Origin of the sequence: Hydrogenophaga sp., assembly GCF_030651625.1 — a bacterium.
Classification (GTDB): domain Bacteria; phylum Pseudomonadota; class Gammaproteobacteria; order Burkholderiales; family Burkholderiaceae_C; genus Hydrogenophaga.
Genome location: NZ_JAUSCF010000020.1, coordinates 125,904 through 142,956 on the forward strand (window position 1 = coordinate 125,904; position 17,053 = coordinate 142,956).

The 17,053-nt window shown below is 65.2% G+C and carries 15 protein-coding genes; 4 read left to right on the forward strand and 11 right to left on the reverse strand.

The annotated features are described in order from the left end of the window. Positions 1-46: 46 nt before the first annotated feature. The 8 genes from Q7V46_RS07740 to Q7V46_RS07775 form a co-directional block, all read right to left on the reverse strand. Positions 47-952, reverse strand: a complete 906-nt coding sequence (locus Q7V46_RS07740; protein ID WP_304912948.1) for a mechanosensitive ion channel family protein — start codon at positions 950-952, stop codon at positions 47-49. A gap of 74 nt (positions 953-1,026) precedes the next feature. Further along, positions 1,027-2,409, reverse strand: coding sequence for an alpha,alpha-trehalose-phosphate synthase (UDP-forming) (gene otsA, locus Q7V46_RS07745; protein ID WP_304912949.1), 1,383 nt, complete (start codon positions 2,407-2,409; stop codon positions 1,027-1,029). A gap of 318 nt (positions 2,410-2,727) precedes the next feature. Further along, positions 2,728-4,554, reverse strand: a complete 1,827-nt coding sequence (locus Q7V46_RS07750; protein ID WP_304912950.1) for a glycoside hydrolase family 15 protein — start codon at positions 4,552-4,554, stop codon at positions 2,728-2,730. A gap of 5 nt (positions 4,555-4,559) precedes the next feature. After that, positions 4,560-5,303 (reverse strand): trehalose-phosphatase, encoded by a 744-nt coding sequence (gene otsB, locus Q7V46_RS07755; protein ID WP_304912951.1) that lies wholly within the window; start codon positions 5,301-5,303, stop codon positions 4,560-4,562. Positions 5,304-5,408: 105 nt separating this feature from the next. After that, complete coding sequence (locus Q7V46_RS07760) at positions 5,409-6,698, reverse strand: multifunctional CCA addition/repair protein (protein ID WP_304912952.1); 1,290 nt, start codon at positions 6,696-6,698, stop codon at positions 5,409-5,411. A gap of 540 nt (positions 6,699-7,238) precedes the next feature. Beyond that, positions 7,239-7,925 carry a glutathione S-transferase family protein gene (locus tag Q7V46_RS07765; protein WP_304912953.1) on the reverse strand — a complete coding sequence of 229 codons (687 nt, stop codon included), beginning with the start codon at positions 7,923-7,925 and terminating at the stop codon, positions 7,239-7,241. A gap of 233 nt (positions 7,926-8,158) precedes the next feature. Next, positions 8,159-9,121, reverse strand: a complete 963-nt coding sequence (locus Q7V46_RS07770; protein WP_304912954.1) for a complex I NDUFA9 subunit family protein — start codon at positions 9,119-9,121, stop codon at positions 8,159-8,161. A gap of 52 nt (positions 9,122-9,173) precedes the next feature. Further along, positions 9,174-11,165, reverse strand: coding sequence for a transglycosylase SLT domain-containing protein (locus Q7V46_RS07775; RefSeq protein WP_370690303.1), 1,992 nt, complete (start codon positions 11,163-11,165; stop codon positions 9,174-9,176). Positions 11,166-11,174: 9 nt separating this feature from the next. Between Q7V46_RS07775 and Q7V46_RS07780 the strand changes: the two genes are divergently transcribed. Then, a complete protein-coding gene (locus Q7V46_RS07780) occupies positions 11,175-11,831 on the forward strand; it encodes a 5-formyltetrahydrofolate cyclo-ligase (protein WP_304912956.1) in 657 nt (218 codons plus the stop codon). A 4-nt stretch (positions 11,832-11,835) separates the two neighbouring features. Then, complete coding sequence (locus Q7V46_RS07785) at positions 11,836-13,008, forward strand: alpha/beta hydrolase (RefSeq protein ID WP_304912957.1); 1,173 nt, start codon at positions 11,836-11,838, stop codon at positions 13,006-13,008. Between the two features lie 13 nt (positions 13,009-13,021). On the opposite strand, the gene Q7V46_RS07790 is transcribed toward Q7V46_RS07785, so the two are convergent. Together Q7V46_RS07790 and Q7V46_RS07795 are read right to left on the reverse strand one after the other, a co-directional pair. Beyond that, a complete protein-coding gene (locus tag Q7V46_RS07790) occupies positions 13,022-13,939 on the reverse strand; it encodes a DMT family transporter (protein ID WP_304912958.1) in 918 nt (305 codons plus the stop codon). Positions 13,940-14,111: 172 nt separating this feature from the next. Further along, the gene (locus Q7V46_RS07795; protein WP_304912959.1) at positions 14,112-15,161 is read right to left on the reverse strand and encodes a LysR substrate-binding domain-containing protein; all 1,050 of its coding nucleotides are present in this window, start codon (positions 15,159-15,161) and stop codon (positions 14,112-14,114) included. Between the two features lie 118 nt (positions 15,162-15,279). Here Q7V46_RS07795 and Q7V46_RS07800 point away from each other — a divergent pair, with 118 nt between their 5' ends. Continuing rightward, positions 15,280-15,798, forward strand: coding sequence for a DUF2917 domain-containing protein (locus Q7V46_RS07800; RefSeq protein ID WP_304912960.1), 519 nt, complete (start codon positions 15,280-15,282; stop codon positions 15,796-15,798). Positions 15,799-15,801: 3 nt separating this feature from the next. Here Q7V46_RS07800 and Q7V46_RS07805 read toward each other — a convergent pair whose 3' ends face one another. Continuing rightward, positions 15,802-16,173, reverse strand: a complete 372-nt coding sequence (locus Q7V46_RS07805) for a TfoX/Sxy family protein (RefSeq protein WP_304912961.1) — start codon at positions 16,171-16,173, stop codon at positions 15,802-15,804. 175 nt (positions 16,174-16,348) lie between these two features. Between Q7V46_RS07805 and Q7V46_RS07810 the strand changes: the two genes are divergently transcribed. Then, positions 16,349-16,945: a TetR/AcrR family transcriptional regulator gene (locus Q7V46_RS07810; protein WP_304912962.1), complete on the forward strand. Its 597-nt coding sequence runs from the start codon at positions 16,349-16,351 to the stop codon at positions 16,943-16,945. Positions 16,946-17,053: the final 108 nt, after the last annotated feature.

Genomic DNA, 17,053 nt, shown 5'->3' on the forward strand with positions numbered 1-17,053 from the left:
TTTCTCGCCAGCATTTCTGGTCAATACCAGCCGGCGCCCCGGTTGCTCAGGCTTCAATCATCTGCTGCAACGGGAAGGCGGGCGCCTTGCCGTCCTTGTCTTGCCCTGCGTACACGGTGAGGTGAGGGTAAGGGATCTCGATGCCCTTGGCGTCGAATGCCGCCTTGAGCCTGCGCAGGTACTCGCGGCGCACGCCCCATTGCTCGATGGGCAGGGTGCGGAAGCGGCAGCGGATCACCACGGCAGAATCACCCCAGCTGTTCACCCCGGCGATATCGAGATCGCCCGTGATTTTTGCCTGGTAGTCGGGGTGTTCACGCATCTGAGCGGCCACCTCCCTCATCACGGCCATCACGTCGTCCACGTTCTCGCGGTAAGCCACGCCGATGTCCATCACCGCATGGCTGAAACCGCGCGTCATGTTGATCACGGTGGTGATGTGGCCGTTGGGCACGTAGTGCACATTTCCGTCATAGTCGCGCAACTGCACGTAGCGCAGGGTGATCACTTCCACCACGCCCGAGTGGCTGCCCAGTTGCACCACATCGCCTTGGCGGATCTGGTTCTCCAGCAGCAGGAAAAACCCGGTGAAGAAGTCCTTCACCAGGCTTTGTGCACCAAAACCCACCGCCAGGCCAACGACACCGGCCGCACCCAGAATCGGCGCGACCGACACACCCAGTTCGGAAAGCACCAGCATGCCGGCGATCAGACTCACCACGACCGCCACCAGGTAGCGGAACACCCGGCTCAGGGTTTCAGCGCGTTTGGCGGATTCGGCATCGTCCATGCGCATGGCGATGCGGGCTCGCAGTGTGCGGATGGCTCGCTGCAGCACCATCACCAGCACCCAGGCCGCGAGGATGATGAAAGTGATGCGAGTCAGGCTGGCTGCAGCACCGCCCAGGCTCTCCCACCATCGGGTCGCCATTTCAATGAAGTTCTCGTTCATTTGTTCTCCTTTCAGAATGTGCCAAAAGCAAAGCGGGCGCCGGCCTTGCAGCCAGCGCCCGCCGATGGGAAGAATCAGGGTGCGGGAATGGCGACGAGTGCAGCCAGAAACTGCTTGCGCCACCAGTGCACGTCCTGCTCGCGTATGCGGGCGAGCAGCGCCTGGTGTCGGCGCTGGCGCTCGTCCAGCGGCATCTGCAGCGCGCGTTGAATGGTCTCGGCGGTGCGCAGTGTGTCGTAGGGATTGACCTGAAGGGCTTCGATGAGTTGCTCGGCCGCGCCGGCAAAACGCGAAAGCACCAGCACGCCGGGGTCGTCCGGGTCCTGAGCCGCCACAAACTCCTTGGCCACCAGGTTCATGCCGTCGCGCAGCGGCGTGACCAGCGCCACACTCGCGGCGCGGTACAGGCCGGGCAGGCGCTTGCGGGCCACGTTGCGGTGGATGTAACGCACCGGCATCCAGTCGAGTTCACCAAAGTCGCCATTGATGGAGCCGCACAGGCTTTCCAGTTCCTGCTTCAGCGCGGCGTACGCGTCGACCGATTCGCGGCTGGGCGACGCGATCTGGATGAGCGTGGCACTGCCCACGTTCTCAGGGTAGCTCTGCAAAAGCTGGCGAAATGTCTTCAGGCGCTGAGGCAGGCCCTTGGAATAGTCCATGCGTTCCACGCCCACCAGCAAGCGGCGACGTGAATATTCACGGCACATCTGGGCGTGCATCTCCTGTGCGTCCTTGCCTTCGCCCAGCGCAGCAAACTCGTCCACATCGATGCCGATGGGGAAGGCCTGCACCTGCAGCGTCTTGCCGTAAGCACGAAACTCGTGCTCACCCAGAATGTCGGCCGAGGTCTCGGTGCCCACGTAGCGCGAAAAATGCGCCACGTCGGCGTTGCTCTGCAGGCCCACCAGGTCGTAGGCGAAGAGCGAGCGCATCAGCCAGTCGTGGGCCGGAACGGCAGCCAGGATCAAAGGCGGCGGTACCGGGATGTGCAAAAAGAAGCCCATGCGCTGCTGGCAGCCCATGGCACGAAGCTCGGCAGCCAGCGGCATCAGGTGGTAGTCGTGTACCCAGATGATGTCGTCGGGTCGGAGCAGGCCGGCGAGCTTGTGCGCGAACATCTGGTTCACGCGCCGGTAGCCGCCGATGTAGCCCGCATCAAAATCGGCGAGATCCAGCCGGTAGTGGAACACCGGCCACAGCACACCGTTGCTGTAGCCCAGGTAGTAGCTGTCGTGGTCCTCGCGGCTCAGGTCCACCGTGGCCAGTTGCACGTTGCCGGCCTGCTGCAGGTGGAGCTCACCTTCTCCCGGGGTGCCGTTTTCGACGATCTTGCCGCTCCACCCAAACCACAGCCCGCCCGAAGCCTCCAGCGCCTGGCCCACCGCCACCGCCAAACCTCCCGAGGCCGGTTTGCGAGGGTCCGCTATTCGGTTGGATACGACAACGAGACGACTCATCCGATACCTTCCAGTTTGCAGAATTCAATCTGTGGCAAGCGACGTGCCTCCATCAAGTCGCAACGCGGAACCGGCTTCGCCGGGCCGGGGGTGCGGCCCCCTGGTGGGAGGCGCAGAAGGCGCATCGGGGGGAGCTTCATATCGGGGTGCATTTCTAGTGTGCTGTCCCGCAAATAGTTGCATGAAATGAAACTGATGAATTCGCGCCCAGGGCAAGGCGCAAACCGCAGCGATAGCCTGTGCTGTCGCGAGGATTTGCAACGCAGCCATGGGTGTGAATGCGCGGTTTCATATGCAAGTTATTGACGGGACAGGACACTAGATCACCGTGTCCCATGCGGTTGAGAGCCTGACAGCCGCATTGATGATGCCGACCATCGAGTAGGTCTGAGGGAAGTTGCCCCACATCTCGCCGGTGACGGCATGGGTGTCTTCCGACAGCATGCCCAGTGGATTGCGTGCGGCCAGCATGGTCTCGAAAATGGCACGGGCTTCGTCCACCCGGCCAATGCGGGCGAGCGCGTCGATGCGCCAGAAGGTGCAGATGTTGAATGCCGTCTCTGGTGTGCCGAAGTCGTCGGGCGCTTCATAGCGGCGCATGTAGGGGCCATCGCACAGGTGCTCTTCCAGTGCCTTCAGCGTGGCAATGAAGCGCGGGTCCATGGGGTCGATGATGCCCACCTCGGCCATCAGCAGCACGCTGGCGTCCAGGTCGCGCCCACCGAAGCTCTCGGCGAATGCCTGGCGTTCTTCGTTCCACGATTCGCCCAGGATGCGATCACGCATGTGGGCCGCGTGCTGTTGCCAGTGCGTCGCACGCTCGGGCAGTTGCAGGGTGTGAGCGATCTTGGCCAGGCGGTCGCAGGCGGCCCAGCACATGAGGGCGGAGCTGGTGTGTACCCGGGCGCGCGTGCGCAGCTCCCACATGCCGGCATCGGGTTTGTCAAAAATACGCACCGCTTGAGCGCCCACCGCTTCGAGTCGCTCGAACTCGGCCAGGCCCGCCGGGTGCAGCAGGCGCTTGTCGTGAAAAGCCTGTGCAGCTGCGAGCACGATGTTGCCGTACACATCGTGCTGGAAATGTTCCTGCGCCTGGTTGCCCACGCGAACTGGTCCCATGTTGCGGTAGCCCGGCAGGTTTTCGCACAGGCTCTCGGGCAGTTCGCGCTCCAGGCCTATGCCGAACAGCGGCTGCACATGGCCGCCGTTGGCGCCCACCACCGCGTTGGTCAGCCAGCCCAGGTAGTCTTCCATTGTGCTGACTTCGGCCAGGCTGTTGAGCGCGCGCACCACAAAGAAGGCATCGCGCAGCCAGCAGTAGCGGTAGTCCCAGTTGCGCTGTGTGCCCGGGGCCTCGGGGATGCTGGTTGTCATGGCTGCCACGATGGCACCCGTGTCCTCGAACACCGAGAGCTTGAGGGTGATGGCCGCGCGGATCACCGCATCCTGCCATTCCAGCGGCAAGGCCAGACGCCGCGTCCACTCGCGCCAGTAGGCCAGCGTTTCCTGCTCGAAGTGGCGGGCGGTGTCGCCCACGCCGCCCTCCAGGGTTTCGTCGGGCCCGAGCAGGAAGTTGTGCTCGCGCGTCAGCAAGAAGGGTTCGCGGCTGATCACATGCGAAACCGATGCGTCGGTCTGCAGGCGCAGGGTCTGCTGGTCGCCCACATAACGGATGTGGTTGCTGCCAGAGGTGATGGTGGGGGTTTGCGCACCCCAGTGAAACCGCGGCGTCAGCTGCACCCGCACCCGCGGCGCCCCTTTCAGCGGTCGGACCCTGCGCACCAGCATGGTGGGGCGAAAAAAGCGGCCACGGGAAGGGAAGCGCGGCGCAAAGTCGGTGATCAGCAGGCCCTGGCCATCGCGGTCCCACAATTCGGTGTGAAGCACCGCCGTGTTGGGGGCGTAGTACTGGCGCGATTCGGCCAGGTTCTCGATTTCGATGGAAAACGCGCCAGCGCCCTCGTCCCCGCCAAGCAGGGCATGGAAGACCGGGTCGCCGTCAAAGCGGGGCAGGCAACTCCACACCACCCGTCCCTGGAGGTCGATCAGCGCGCTGAAGGCGCAATTGCCCACCACACCCAGCGACAGCGAGGCGGGTGCAGGCGGGGCGAAACCACGGGGCTGGTTGGCGGAGGGGTTGGGCATTGTTGTCAAGGTGTTGAGAGTTCCGGTGAGGTTTTGGCCAGCCAGGCGCGAAGCGCCAGGGGGTCTGCGATCCGGTGCAGGGCACAGCTGTGACCGTCACCGACCTTGATGCCGGCACCACCCAGGCGTTGCACCACTTCAAAGCCGGCTTCGTCGGTCACGTCGTCCCCGGCGAACAGGGGAATTCGGCCAGAAAAGGGCGCCTCGGCCATGAAGGCCTGGATCGCATGCCCCTTGTTGACGCGGGCCGATTTCACTTCCACCACGGCCTTGCCGCGCAGCAGTTGCAGGCCGGGGGTGTGCTGCACGGACGCCTGCATCGCGCTCACGCATGCGGCTTCCAGTTCGGGCGCCAGCCGGAAATGCAGCGCCATGGCGGTGTGCTTGTGCTCGACCAACAGGCCCGGGTGCCGAGACGCCAATGCGTTGGCGGCCGCCAGCGCAGGCCCGAGATCGGGTACCTGCTCCGGATCCAGCGAGACCATGCCCCATTCGGCGCGCCGAACCGCGCCGTGCTCGTAGGCGGCCGGCAGTTGCAGGGGGGCGATCATGGGCTCAATGTCGGCCTGCGCACGTCCGGTGATCAGCGCCACCGCGCCACCGAGCTGCGCGTGCAGGCGCTCCAGCAGGCTCAGCAGCTCGCCAGGAATGACCACGGCATCGGGTCGGGGGGCCAATTCCGCCAGGGTGCCGTCGAAATCAAGAAACAGGGCCGACCGGGCGGTCAGCAGGCCAGGTGGGGTACTCATCGGGTGTAACCCTAACAGACTTGGGATTGCGTTGCGCCGATATGTCCCTTTCTTCCGACATCGAAGGTGCGGGAAGCGGTTGTTCCACGCTACCGGTCAGAGGTGTCAACCAGCCAGGGTCTGCTCGTCGCTCGCCAAGTGGGCCGTGAGCGCCGCGACACGTGCATCCTGAATGCGTTGGCCCACCTGGGCGCCCGTGACACCCGCAGCGATGGCTTCTGCCGCCACGCTGGTCGTGGACACCGAGCACGCTACAGCCAGTGCCTGTTCCAGCCTCTTGCGCTGGGGGTAGGCCGAGTCGTGGAGGCCGAGTCGTCCGCGGGCATCGCACTCGCAGGCCAGCAGCACTTCCCCGAACCGCGCAGGCTTTCGGAATGCGTCGCATCGCTCCAGCAACCGCACCAGCGCGGCGGCATTGAAGCCCTGGCTGCGGTGAATGTTGCCGTGCTCGCGCGCCACCACGTCGGCCAGTTCGCGGCATTCCACCGGCACACGCAGACGCTCGCTCAAGCCCTTGAGCAGGCGGGCACTGCGCTCCTCGTGGCCGATGTGGCGCGGCAACACGTCGGCCGGTGTCGTGCCCTTGCCCAGGTCGTGGCACAGGCAGGCAAAACGGGTGGGCAGATTGGCGGCCAGTCGCGCGCTCATGTCGAGCACCATCATCAGGTGCACGCCGGTGTCGATTTCGGGGTGATAGTCGGCACGCTGCGGCACGCCCCAGAGGCGGTCGACCTCTGGCAACAATCGCTTCAGGGCGCCGCATTCGCGCAGTACCTCGAACATGCGGCTGGGCCGCTGCTCCATCAGGCCGCGCGCCAGTTCCTGCCACACCCGCTCGGACACCAGGTGGTCCACCTCGCCGTGGCCCACCATCTGGCGCATCAGCGTGAGGGTTTCGGGAGCGACCGAAAAGTCGGGAAAACGCGCCGCAAACCTCGCCAGCCGCAGGATGCGCACAGGGTCTTCTCCGAAGGCGGCCGTCACGTGGCGGAGCACGCGATCGCGCAGATCGCGCTGTCCCCCAAAGGGGTCGATGATCGACGCGCTTGCCGGCCGCTCTGCCTCGGTTTCTGCCACAGCCATGGCGTTGATGGTCAGGTCGCGACGGGCGAGATCGTCTTCCAGCGTGACGCCAGGAGCGGCGTGGAAATCGAAGCCGTGATAGCCCGGTGCGGTCTTGCGTTCGGTGCGGGCGAGTGCGTATTCTTCGCGCGTCTGCGGGTGCAGGAACACGGGGAAGTCTCTGCCGACGGGCAGGAAGCCTTGCTCCACCATGGTTTCGGGCGTGGCGTCCACGACCACCCAGTCCCGGTCTACATGCGAGGCATCGGGTAGTGATGTGCTTTGCGCCATCAGTGCGTCGCGGACTGCGCCGCCTACCAGGTAGGTTTTCATTTTGGCTAGTGTAGGGTGGGTGGGGTCGTTGGGTTTGCGCGGGCTTTGTGGCTTTCGTTAGGGTTTGTTCTTTCGTGGCGTGCCGGGTCTCGGCCCGGCGGCCGAGTTACCTTTCTTTGCGTCACGTCGCCAAAGAAAGGTAACCCAAAGAAAGGCGACCCTGCTGCCAGTGACCCCTGCGCTGCGCTCCGGGGCAACCTGTGGTGCTCGCAGCGGGCGGGGTCCGTGCAAACTCGCTGCGCTCAGACATGCACGGCCCTTTTTCCGCCCGCTGCTGCGCTCCTCGGCACCGGCAGAAGGGGCCCGAATACGGGATCGGGCTTCCTCGCGTGCATACGACTCGGCCAACCGGACGAGGCCCCTTCTGCGCGAGCCGAGCACCGCAGGGTGCCCGTAGCGCAGCGCAGGGGTCACTGGCAGCAGGGGGCGTTTTCTTTGCCTACTTTCTTTGTCGACACAAAGAAAGCAGGTGCGCCGCCGGGCGCACATCCCGGCACGCCACGAAAGGAAAAACACAGCCAGAAAAACAAACCCGTCTTGTCATCGCCCCAACCGATAAGGCTCCTCAAAATCCAGAAAATCGTGTTCCGCCAAAGCATCCTCAACCCAAGCCTTTACCCCCGGCAGCCCACACACCCGCTCCACATACGCCGCCAGGTCGGCAGGCAACGGTAGGCCATAAGTCTTGATGCGCATGCACACCGGCGCAAAGTACGCATCGGCAATGCTGAAGTCGCCAAACAGCAGGGCACCTTCAGGTTGTGCGGCCAGCAGTTCGCTCCACAACCCGCACAGCCGGGCCATGTCGGCACGCACACCGGCCTGGTCGCGCCAGATCAGCTTGCCCGTGTCGGGTAGCGATGCTTCGATGTTCATGGGGCAGTGGCTGCGCAGCGCGCCGAAGCCGCTGTGCATTTCAGCGCAGACGCTGCGCGCCCGGGCGCGTGCCTTGGCATCGGCAGGCCACAGTTTCTTTTCCGGGAAGCGTTCGGCCAAATACTCGGCAATCGCCAGCGTGTCCCACACCGCGAAGCCGTTGTCCAGCAGAACCGGTACCTTGCCCACCGGGTTGACGCCGCGCAGTGCTTTCTTGAAGGTCGAATCCGCCTCGAACGAGTCGAAGCGGACCATGACTTCTTCGAATGGAATGCCGGCCTGCTTCATCAGCACCCAGGGGCGCATGGACCAGGACGAATAGTTCTTGTTGCCGATGTAGAGCTGGGGCATAGGATTGCTCCCCCCGCGCCGCTTCGCGTCACCCCCCTCTCTCTCGCCTCCGGCGGGAAGGGGGCGGCACCTTGGACCGGCGGAGCCGGATCTTCGGTGCCCCTGGATGGGGCTGCTTTTGGCGACGAGGTGTGTGGTTGAACGAACCGCCATGTTAGTGCCAGGCTGTCGTGCCATTGATGCCAAAAGAACCACGGATTGATTCAGTGGTCATATGGCATCGCCGGAGTGCCTCAGGGGCGGACGTTGTGCCGGTATTCGGTGAGGCGGCTGCGGCCGCCGCGTGTGCCGAGGTAGGCTGGGGCGACGGCGTGCACGCTGGTGGGCTCGATGCCGAGGGACGACAGGCCTGGCCACTGGCCGGTGGCCACGTTGTCCACGCTCATGGCGGCAAGGTTGTCGCGGCTCATCAGGGGCTCGCCAGGGGCCATTTCCATCATCAGGGCCTGCAGCTTGCCCAGCGCCATGGGCAGCGGCAGGATCGGGCGCTCGCGGCTGCCGTGGCGTCCGGCCAGGCGGACCAGTTCGGCCAGTGTGAGCACGTCGGGCCCGGCGCATTCGAAGGTCTGGCCCACGCTGGACATGGGCAATCCCTTGTCCTGCAGGCACGCGACCACGGCCGCGGCCACGTCTTGCACCCAGACCGGTTGAAACCGTGCACTGGCGCCGGCCAGCGGCATCACGGGAAACACGGCCTGCAGGCGCGCAAACAGGTTCAGAAAACGATCACCGGCGCCAAAAATCACGCTGGGGCGCAGGATGGTGAGGTCGAGTCCGCCGTTGCGCAGCACTTCCTCGCCGCGCGCCTTGCTGCGTTGGTAGAGCGACGGTCCGTCAAGGCCCACGCCGAGGGCGCTGATGTGCACCACACGCTTCACACCAGCCGCCTTGCAGGCTTTGACCAGCGTCTGGGGCAGCGCAACGTGTGCTCGCTCGAAGGCCGCCTCGTTGCCATGCAGGATCGCCACCAGATTCACGACCGCGTCGTGTCCCGCCAGCAGCCGGGTGAGCTGAGCCTGGTCGTGCACGTCGGCTTCCAGCACGGTGAGGCGCGGCAGATGCTGAACCTGTGCGGCGTTGATGGCGCGGCGGGTGGGCACCGTGATGCGCCAGCCGAGCCGGTGCAACTGTTCGCAAACCTGGCGACCCACAAAACCGGTGCCACCGAGAACGAGGATGTTGGGGGTCTGGGACATGAAAGGATTTCTGTGAAAGAGAGAAAGTTTGCTGGAGAAGGCTATGGGTGGCTCAGGGCAGGTCGCGATTCACCGCTTGTGCCGTGGCCTCGCGTGGACCCACCACGCCCAGCCGTGCGCGCAGCGATTGCGGTTGTCCGCTGATCAGGGCCGCGTAGTTGGTGGTGTTGGCCAGAACCTGCTTCACGTAGTCGCGGGTTTCTTCAAACGGAATGTTCTCTGCCCAGATTTCGCCCGCCAAAGCAGGGCCGTTGCGCCAGGCGCGTGGGCGGCCAGGCCCGGCGTTGTAGGCGGCCGCAGCCAGGGGCAGCGAGCCCTCGAAATCATCCAGAGCGAACTTCAGGTACGCGGTTCCGATGAGGATGTTGGTCTCGCGCTCGGTGATGTGGTGAGGGCGAAAGTTGGTCAGCCCGATTCTGTTCGCCGTCCAGCGCGCAGTGGCCGGCATCACCTGCATCAAACCGGAGGCACCCACGTGCGAGCGCGCATTGGTGACAAAGCGGCTTTCCTGGCGAATCAGGCCGTACACATAGGCTGGATCGAGTCCGATCTCGTTCGACCGGCGAACCACTTCAACCTGGTGCGGCATGGGGAAGCGCTGGGCATGGTCGGCGACGGCGCTGGTGCGCAGGCTGGTGTTGATGCAGCGGTCCCACAACTCGTGGCGGCAGGCCAGATCTGCCGCAGCCAGCAGCTCCCGCTCCGGCATGCCGCCCGGCGAATGCAGGGCCACGGTGTAGTGCCATTCACGCACCCCCTCACCCCGCAGGCCCAGCCGAATGGCGGCCAGCGCCCGCTGCAGCCCCGGGTGGCTGGCTGCGGTCTGGCGTTCCTGCGCCGTCAAGGCAGCAGGCGGTGCAGGGGGTGTGATGGGATGTCCCAATTCTTCCAGCGCCAGCTGCTCGTAAAAGCCGTGGGGCGAGGCAATGCTGTCGTAGAGCGCGCGGGCCTGCACGGTGGCGGTGGCCTGATCCGGCTCGCGCATGGCCTGCATGGCGCGCGCGCGCCAGTAAACCCATGTGGGCTCACTGGCCTGCGCCTCACTCATGTGGGCGATCGCGTCGCGCACATGGCCCCATGCCCCTGCCCGCATGCCGGCGCGGGCCTTCCAGGCCAGGTGGTCATCGGTCATGAGGGCGTCCTGCCCATGGACAAAGTAGCTCAAGGCTTCGTTCTGTAGCTTCTGGGCCGATCGTTTACCGATCACGCCCCAGACCCAGCTGCGCTCTTCCTGCGTGAGTTGCGCCACCCAGCGCTTGCGGTTCATCTCCTCGGCTGCCGCCGCCGGGTCGCTGAAGGCCAGGCGGATCGTGGCCAGCACCACCATCTCCTTGGTTTGCGTGCGAATGGCCATGAGCTTCTCGTCCAGGAACTGCGCCGGGTTCTTGGCCACTTCGTCCACCAGGGGTACCCACTGCGGATCCAGCATGGCCACCGCCTGCGACACCGCAGCGGGTCGATTGGCGTCCATGGCCAGACGCGCGCGCTGCCACACCGCCTGCTTCGGGAGATGGCCGCTGTCCAGAAAAGCCTGGGCGGCGGTGGCACAACCGTCTTCGGCGTCGCGCTGGGCATGCCACAAGGCCTGCACCTGCGCCGCGGCTTCCTCGGCTGGAATCCGCCTGGCGGCGGCATCCAGCATCAGGGCATAGCACTGGATCTGCCGGTCGTCGTTCATGCGGAAAGCCGGCAGTTCGGCAGCGAAGTTGGCCCAATCGCGCTGCTTGGCCAGCAGCAGCAACCAGTCGTTGCGCAGCCTGTCTTCCCAGTAGGTTCCCGGGTGGCGTTGCAGGGCGGCGCGCACTTCTGAAGGCTGGGCGGAGTCCAGTCGGGCCCGCATTTCCCAGTAGCTGGCCAACGGCTCCAGCACGTGCCCGCGCACGGCCGGCAGCAAAGCGGACAGGGTGGCCGCATTGCCTCGCCGGAAAGCTTCGCGCATTTCCAGTATGGTCGTGTCTGCTTGGCCTTGCGCCCACGCCGCGCCCTGCACACACAGCGCAGCCATAATGGTCCAAAGACCCCGCCTCAAGTTCACCGGTTTCATGTACTGATTATGGACATCAACGATCGCGAGAGTTCCCCAGACAGTGGGCCGGCCGGTGTGGTCGGACAGACGGCCGCCGAGCTCAAGGCGGCCTGGCGCAAGCAACTGGTGGACAAACGCCAGAAGCTGGCCGACAGGGCCTGGCGCAACGATCTGCTGCAGCGGGTCATGCGAGTCTGGCTGATTGAGCGCAGCGATGCGGTCATCGGGGCTTATTGGCCGATCAAGGGCGAGTTCGATCCCTTGCCGGCCCTGTTTCGCTGGCAGGAAGCGGGTCTGGAGGAAGATGCACAAGGCGCGCAGCGGCACCGGCGCATCAGCCTGCCCGTTGTCAACAAGGTGGACAAGACCCTGACCTTCTACACCTGGTACCCCGGATGCCCGATGGAGGAGGACGCCTACGGCATTCCCAAGCCGAAGGACACCGAGATCGTGGTGCCGACCTTGATCTTTGTTCCCTGCGTAGGCTATGGCCCTGGCGGCTACCGGCTGGGTTACGGCGGCGGCTTTTACGACCGCACCCTGGCCAGCCTGCAGCCCAAACCGTTCACCGTGGGCCTCGGTTACGACTTTGGGTACCTGCCCCATCTGCAGCCCGAGGCGCACGACATGCCGCTGGACGCGATCCTGGCCGACACCGGTGTGATGTGGCCCGAGCGCCGGTGAGGCGATGATCGTTCGCCAGCCTGCGCTCTTGCACCAGTGGGTGCACATCCAGTACCAGGAAAACAGCGCCTTCACCGAAACATACGGCTTCTCCGGCAGCCAGGGTGCGGTCAATCTGGAGGGCCTGCTCATCAGCACACCCGCCGCCTCGCGCGATGTGGTGTTCCTCATGATGCATCCCAGTTCCACGCTGCAGCTGCTGCCCCTTCCGCCGGCGCTCGCCGCTGCGGGCTACCCGGTGTTGTGCATGGGCACCCGCTATGCCAAAAACGACACCGCGCTCATCATGGAAAAGGTGGTGCTCGACGTCGGCGCCAGTGTGCGGCATGCGCGCGAGGTGCTGGGCTTTGCCCGGGTCGTGCTCATGGGTTGGTCGGGTGGCGGCTCACTGGCCCTGTTTTACCAGTCTCAGGCCGAGCGACCCAGCATCCAGCGCACGCCGGCCGGTGAGGTACTTGACCTGAATGCTGCACGTCTGCCGCCGGCCGATGCGGTGGTGCTCGAAGCCGCGCACCGCTCGCGGGCGCATTGCCTGCGGGACTGGATCGACCCGTCTGTGCTGGACGAGGACAACCCCGATCTGCGCAATCCCGAATTCGATCTTTACGCGCCCGGCCTGCCGGTACGGCCACCGTACCCGGCCGACTGGCTGGCGGCCTACCGCGCTGCCCAGCTGGCGCGCGTGCGCCGCATCACCGCGCGGGTGCAGGACACACTGGACACCCTCAGGCGCCGTGGCGGGCCCGAGGTGGAGCGCGGCTTCGTCACCCATCGCACGCTGGCCGATCCGCGCTTTCTGGATGGCGACATCGACCCCAATGGCCGCGTGATCGGCCGCTGTTACCTCGGTGTGCCCGAGACGGTGAACAGCGGACCCGTGGGCATGGCCCGCTTCTCCACACTGCGTTCCTGGCTCTCTCAATGGTCCATCGACGATTCGCGCGCCATGGGTGAGGCTTGTGCGCGCGACATCAGCGTGCCGCTGCTCGCGATCGAACACGGGGCCGACGACGCCGTTCCCCAGCCCGACATCGGCCTCATGTTCGACGCCTGCGCCAGCACCGACAAGGTCATGCAGGTGGTGGTTGGCGCCAACCATTACTTCCAGGGCCAGCCCGGTGAGCTGCAGCAGTCGGTATCGCTGATCACCGCCTGGATGCGTCAGCGCGGCTTTTAGAACACATGCAGCATCAGGGATGCTCTGCTGTCGCGTGCACTTCGGTGATGCGCTTTTCGCGGCGAACCAGGTAGAGGCCGCTGGCGATCACGATGGTCGCGCCCAGCCAGGTATGGGCCGCAGGCAGGCTTTGCCAGATGAGCCAGTCGAGTCCCACACCCCAGGCCAGTGCGGTGTACTCGAAGGGCGCCACGGCAGACGCCTGACCGTGGCGGAACGCCTCGGTGATGGCGAGCTGGCCACCGAACCCGGTGACGGCAAGGGCCAGCAACAGGGCCGCGTCGTCTGGCTGGATGGCCACCCAGTTCGGCAGCGCCAGCGCCCCCGCGCCAACCGACATCATCACCATCATCCACAGGATCAGGCTTTCGCTGCTGTCGGTGCGGCTGGCGAGGCGGCCTGCAATGGCAGCCACTGCGTAGCAGAGGGCCGCCCCCAGGACGGCCAGGCCGCCCACGGTCACGAAGCCGGTTTGCAGCGCATCGCCGCTGGGTCGCAGCGCGATCAGCACGCCCACAAAACCGATGCCGATGGCCCACCAGTGGGCCGGTGGCACGCGCTCCTTGAGCACGGGCACCGAGAGCGCGGTGATCATCAGCGGTGCAATGAAAAACAGCGTGTAGGCCGCCGACAGCGGCAGTTCACGCACGCCCAGCGTGAACAGCGCCAGCATGGCGATGCCCAGCACACCGCGCAGCAGGTGCAGCGGCCAGCGCACGCGGCGCACCGTGTGCCAGGTGCCGCGCCAGGCGATGTACACCACCACCAGCGGCAGCGCGGTCATGCCGCGCAGTGCGGCAATCTGCAGTACCGGGTAGCGCGAGGACAAGGTCTTCAGCACCGCGTCCATGAGCGCAAAAAATCCCACGGCGGCGAGCATGAAGACGATGCTGCGCAGGTTGCCGCTCAGCGGGTGGCGAGGGGATGACATGGATGGAGCGAAGGAGCAAAGCGCGAGAGTGTGCACCAGTTTTCTGCGAGCTGCTGACACCCACGGCACCGGACCAGACCGGTCCATCCCAGCGCACGCACGCACGCATGCCAGCGTCCATCCCGCGCGCCGTTCCGCCGCTTCCAGAGTGGCGCGGCCTCGCGCACCGGCATCAGTCGATCTGGTCCACGGTGTCCGGATCGGGCACGTCGCCAATGGCCTGGCGCGTCAACGCGGCCTGATCCAGCAACCAGTCGAAAAAGGCCTTCACCTCCGGGCGCTGCATGCTTCGCTGTACCGGAATCAGCCAGTAGACCAGAGGCGAGTCGAGTCGCGTCTGTGGCAATGGCTCCACCAGATCACCACAGGCCAGGCTTTCGGCCACCAGCGGCAGGCGCGCCAATGCCACCCCTTGCCCGGTGAGCGTGGCTTGCACGATCTGGTGGGCGTAGTTGAAGTAGAGCCAGCGCTTGGGTGTGAGTCGCGTTTTGGCGCCAGCCCCGCGCAGACGCGACTTGCCCACGGGGGCGGGTGTGCTGGCGTTGCTGGCCTTCCCGGCTTGTTCATCGATCCAGCGCTGCCAGGTCAGCCATTCGAGGTGGCGGGTGCGGTGCGCATCACCGGCTTCGATCAGGGTGAGTTGCGCCAGATCTTCCACTTTCTCGATCTGGTGTTCTCGCAGCAGCCACGGACTGACCACGGGCGTGAGCTGTTCGCCGAACAGGCGCGTCGCGTTGGCTGCCACGCCTTGCGGCACGGTGTAGCGCAAGGCCAGGTCCACATCGGCGGTCGCCAGGTCAACCTGTGTGTCGGAGGTGTCGATGCGGATATCGATGTCCGGGTGGTCCCGCTGGAAGGCCTCGAGGCGGGGAATCAGCCACATGGAAGCGAACGAGGCCCAGGTGGTCACGGTCACGCTTTTGCGCCCAGCGCTCTGCCGTATCTGGCGCACCGCCGCATCAATGCGTTCCAGTGCCATGCCGGCGGCACGCAGCAACTGCGAGCCTGCGCTGGTGATCTCCACCGCGCGCGTGTGGCGCAGGAACAGCGTCACGCCAACTTCGTCTTCCAGCGCCTGTATCTGCCGGCTGACCGCACTCTGCGTCAGTGAGAGCTCGTCGGCCGCCACGCGGAAGTTCAGGTGTCGGGCGACGGCGTCGAAGGCCCGCAGATGCCCCACAGAAATCGGGCGGGTACGAGGCGGTCGGTCGTTGGATTGCATGGCTCATGCCTTTTCTATTGATGCGTAAACCGAATGAATAGCTTACCCCCATTTCATTGGACCGAAGGGCGCGCGCAACCGACCATGTCAACCTGTTCCACTGTCTCAGGAGTCCGCCATGTCGCCACTACAAGCCCCTTCATCTGCCGCTGCGGCCGGCTCGAAGCACCGCACCCTCATGGCTGGCGCCTGGGGCCTGGCCCAGGGGCGCGCCCTCGGCCTGCACGCCGGGCAACCGGCAGAACTGCGTATCCTTCGCGGCCGTGTGTGGGTCACGCTGGGTGACGCCCTCCATCGGTCTGAGCCGGTCGGGATGCAGGTGGCTGGCGATGTCTTCCTGCACGCGGGCGATGTGCTCCGGGTGCCACGCGGCGCGCGGTTGGTGATGGAATCGCTGGACACCGCGTCCGAACCCGCCGCGCTGTTCGACTGGGTCGAAGATTCGGGCCGTGCGCTGCGCAACCGGCCCGGCAGGTTCAGGCGCGAAGTGCTGGCACCCGGGCATGACCTGGCGCTGGCGCTGCGCCAGGCGGCCCTGGCATTCACCCGCCTGGTTCGGGGGCTGCTGGGCTATGGCGAATTTCTGGTGGCGGGTCGCGGCAGGGTGCTGTCGCGTTTTGAGGGCAACCCACCTTGAGCCTCAGGCGGCGGGCTTTCGCGCTCGCCGACTGGGTTGGCGCGCGGCCACCGCCGCCCCCAGCGCCAGTCTCGCCCATGGAAGCATGAGCGCAGGCGATTCCAGTGCTTCATGCGGCGGGGTGTGGTAATTCAACTTCATGGACTCGCCCTTGGCGTCATAGACAAAAGGCTGTGCGCCAGCCGCGAGCCAGACCGGCTCGGTGGTGGCGTTGGTCTTGAGGTACAGCGTTTCCCAGGCAATGATGGCGATGTTCATGCCGTCGGTGGAAATGCCCCAGCCACCGAACATGCGCTTGGCCACACATGGCCCCACGCCAGAGAGCAACTCGCAGGCGTGCAGGACGAACGGATCGGTGACGGGTTTGGCAGGCATGGGTGGATCGTAGAGGTTGATCAGCCAAGTTGCCAACGCCGAGTGGAGATGAACAACACTTCCGGAGAGCAATGCCTGTTCCAGAAATACCGTGGAGCCGGCTCCTCCGGTCCACTTGTATCGCCCCCTCGAACGGGGTGACGCCAAAGGCGGCGCGGGGGTGGGACAATTCCCCATGGCCCGCCCCAAATCCGCCTCCCACGATCTCAAACGCGAACAGATCCTCGATGTGGCCGCAGATTGCTTCGCCCGCCAGAGCTTCCCTGCGGCCAGCATGAACGACATCGCGACCGCCTGTGGCACCAGCAAGGCCCGGCTCTACCACTACTATGAGAGCAAGGAAGCGATCCTGTTTGACTTGCTGGACCGCTACACCCAGCGCCTGCTGGCGCTGATTGGCGAATCCGAGGCGCGGGCGCAGCGAAAGAACCTCAGTGAGCGCGATGCCTTGAGCGAACTGGTGCGTGCCTTTCTCGCCGAATATGAAAGTTCGGCCACCCGCCACGTGGCGCTGGTTTCAGACACCAAGTTTCTGGGTGAGGTGCAGCGCGACTTGATCCTGAACCGGCAGCGCGACGTGGTGGCTGCTTTCACCCGATTTCTGCGCCGGGCTTACCCCGAGCGGGTCACCTCGGTGAACCAGACGGCATTGACCATGATGCTGTTTGGCATGATCAACGGGACGTTCACCTGGTTACGTCCCGACGGGCCACTGAGCTATGCCGCGTTTGCCGACGAAGTGGTGGCCGTGCTGGAACGGGGACTGGCATGACCCAGTTGCCAACCGTCTCCAGCCCCAGACCGGGCCTTTTCATACCAACGGCTGAAAAGGTCAAAAATTTACTTATATGTAATTGATTTCGTTTAGGTAAAATCTTGC

What these genes read in the sequence shown, in the direction of transcription:
- otsA (WP_304912949.1), bottom strand. Translation starts at nt 2,409, where the DNA reads ATGAGTCGTCTCGTTGTCGTATCCAACCGAATAGCGGACCCTCGCAAA.
- Q7V46_RS07780 (WP_304912956.1), top strand. Translation starts at nt 11,175, where the DNA reads ATGGACATCAACGATCGCGAGAGTTCCCCAGACAGTGGGCCGGCCGGT.
- Q7V46_RS07750 (WP_304912950.1), bottom strand. Translation starts at nt 4,554, where the DNA reads ATGCCCAACCCCTCCGCCAACCAGCCCCGTGGTTTCGCCCCGCCTGCA.
- otsB (WP_304912951.1), bottom strand. Translation starts at nt 5,303, where the DNA reads ATGAGTACCCCACCTGGCCTGCTGACCGCCCGGTCGGCCCTGTTTCTT.
- Q7V46_RS07790 (WP_304912958.1), bottom strand. Translation starts at nt 13,939, where the DNA reads ATGTCATCCCCTCGCCACCCGCTGAGCGGCAACCTGCGCAGCATCGTC.
- Q7V46_RS07760 (WP_304912952.1), bottom strand. Translation starts at nt 6,698, where the DNA reads ATGAAAACCTACCTGGTAGGCGGCGCAGTCCGCGACGCACTGATGGCG.
- Q7V46_RS07775 (WP_370690303.1), bottom strand. Translation starts at nt 11,165, where the DNA reads ATGAAACCGGTGAACTTGAGGCGGGGTCTTTGGACCATTATGGCTGCG.
- Q7V46_RS07810 (WP_304912962.1), top strand. Translation starts at nt 16,349, where the DNA reads ATGGCCCGCCCCAAATCCGCCTCCCACGATCTCAAACGCGAACAGATC.
- Q7V46_RS07740 (WP_304912948.1), bottom strand. Translation starts at nt 952, where the DNA reads ATGAACGAGAACTTCATTGAAATGGCGACCCGATGGTGGGAGAGCCTG.
- Q7V46_RS07800 (WP_304912960.1), top strand. Translation starts at nt 15,280, where the DNA reads ATGTCGCCACTACAAGCCCCTTCATCTGCCGCTGCGGCCGGCTCGAAG.
- Q7V46_RS07805 (WP_304912961.1), bottom strand. Translation starts at nt 16,173, where the DNA reads ATGCCTGCCAAACCCGTCACCGATCCGTTCGTCCTGCACGCCTGCGAG.
- Q7V46_RS07785 (WP_304912957.1), top strand. Translation starts at nt 11,836, where the DNA reads ATGATCGTTCGCCAGCCTGCGCTCTTGCACCAGTGGGTGCACATCCAG.
- Q7V46_RS07770 (WP_304912954.1), bottom strand. Translation starts at nt 9,121, where the DNA reads ATGTCCCAGACCCCCAACATCCTCGTTCTCGGTGGCACCGGTTTTGTG.
- Q7V46_RS07795 (WP_304912959.1), bottom strand. Translation starts at nt 15,161, where the DNA reads ATGCAATCCAACGACCGACCGCCTCGTACCCGCCCGATTTCTGTGGGG.
- Q7V46_RS07765 (WP_304912953.1), bottom strand. Translation starts at nt 7,925, where the DNA reads ATGCCCCAGCTCTACATCGGCAACAAGAACTATTCGTCCTGGTCCATG.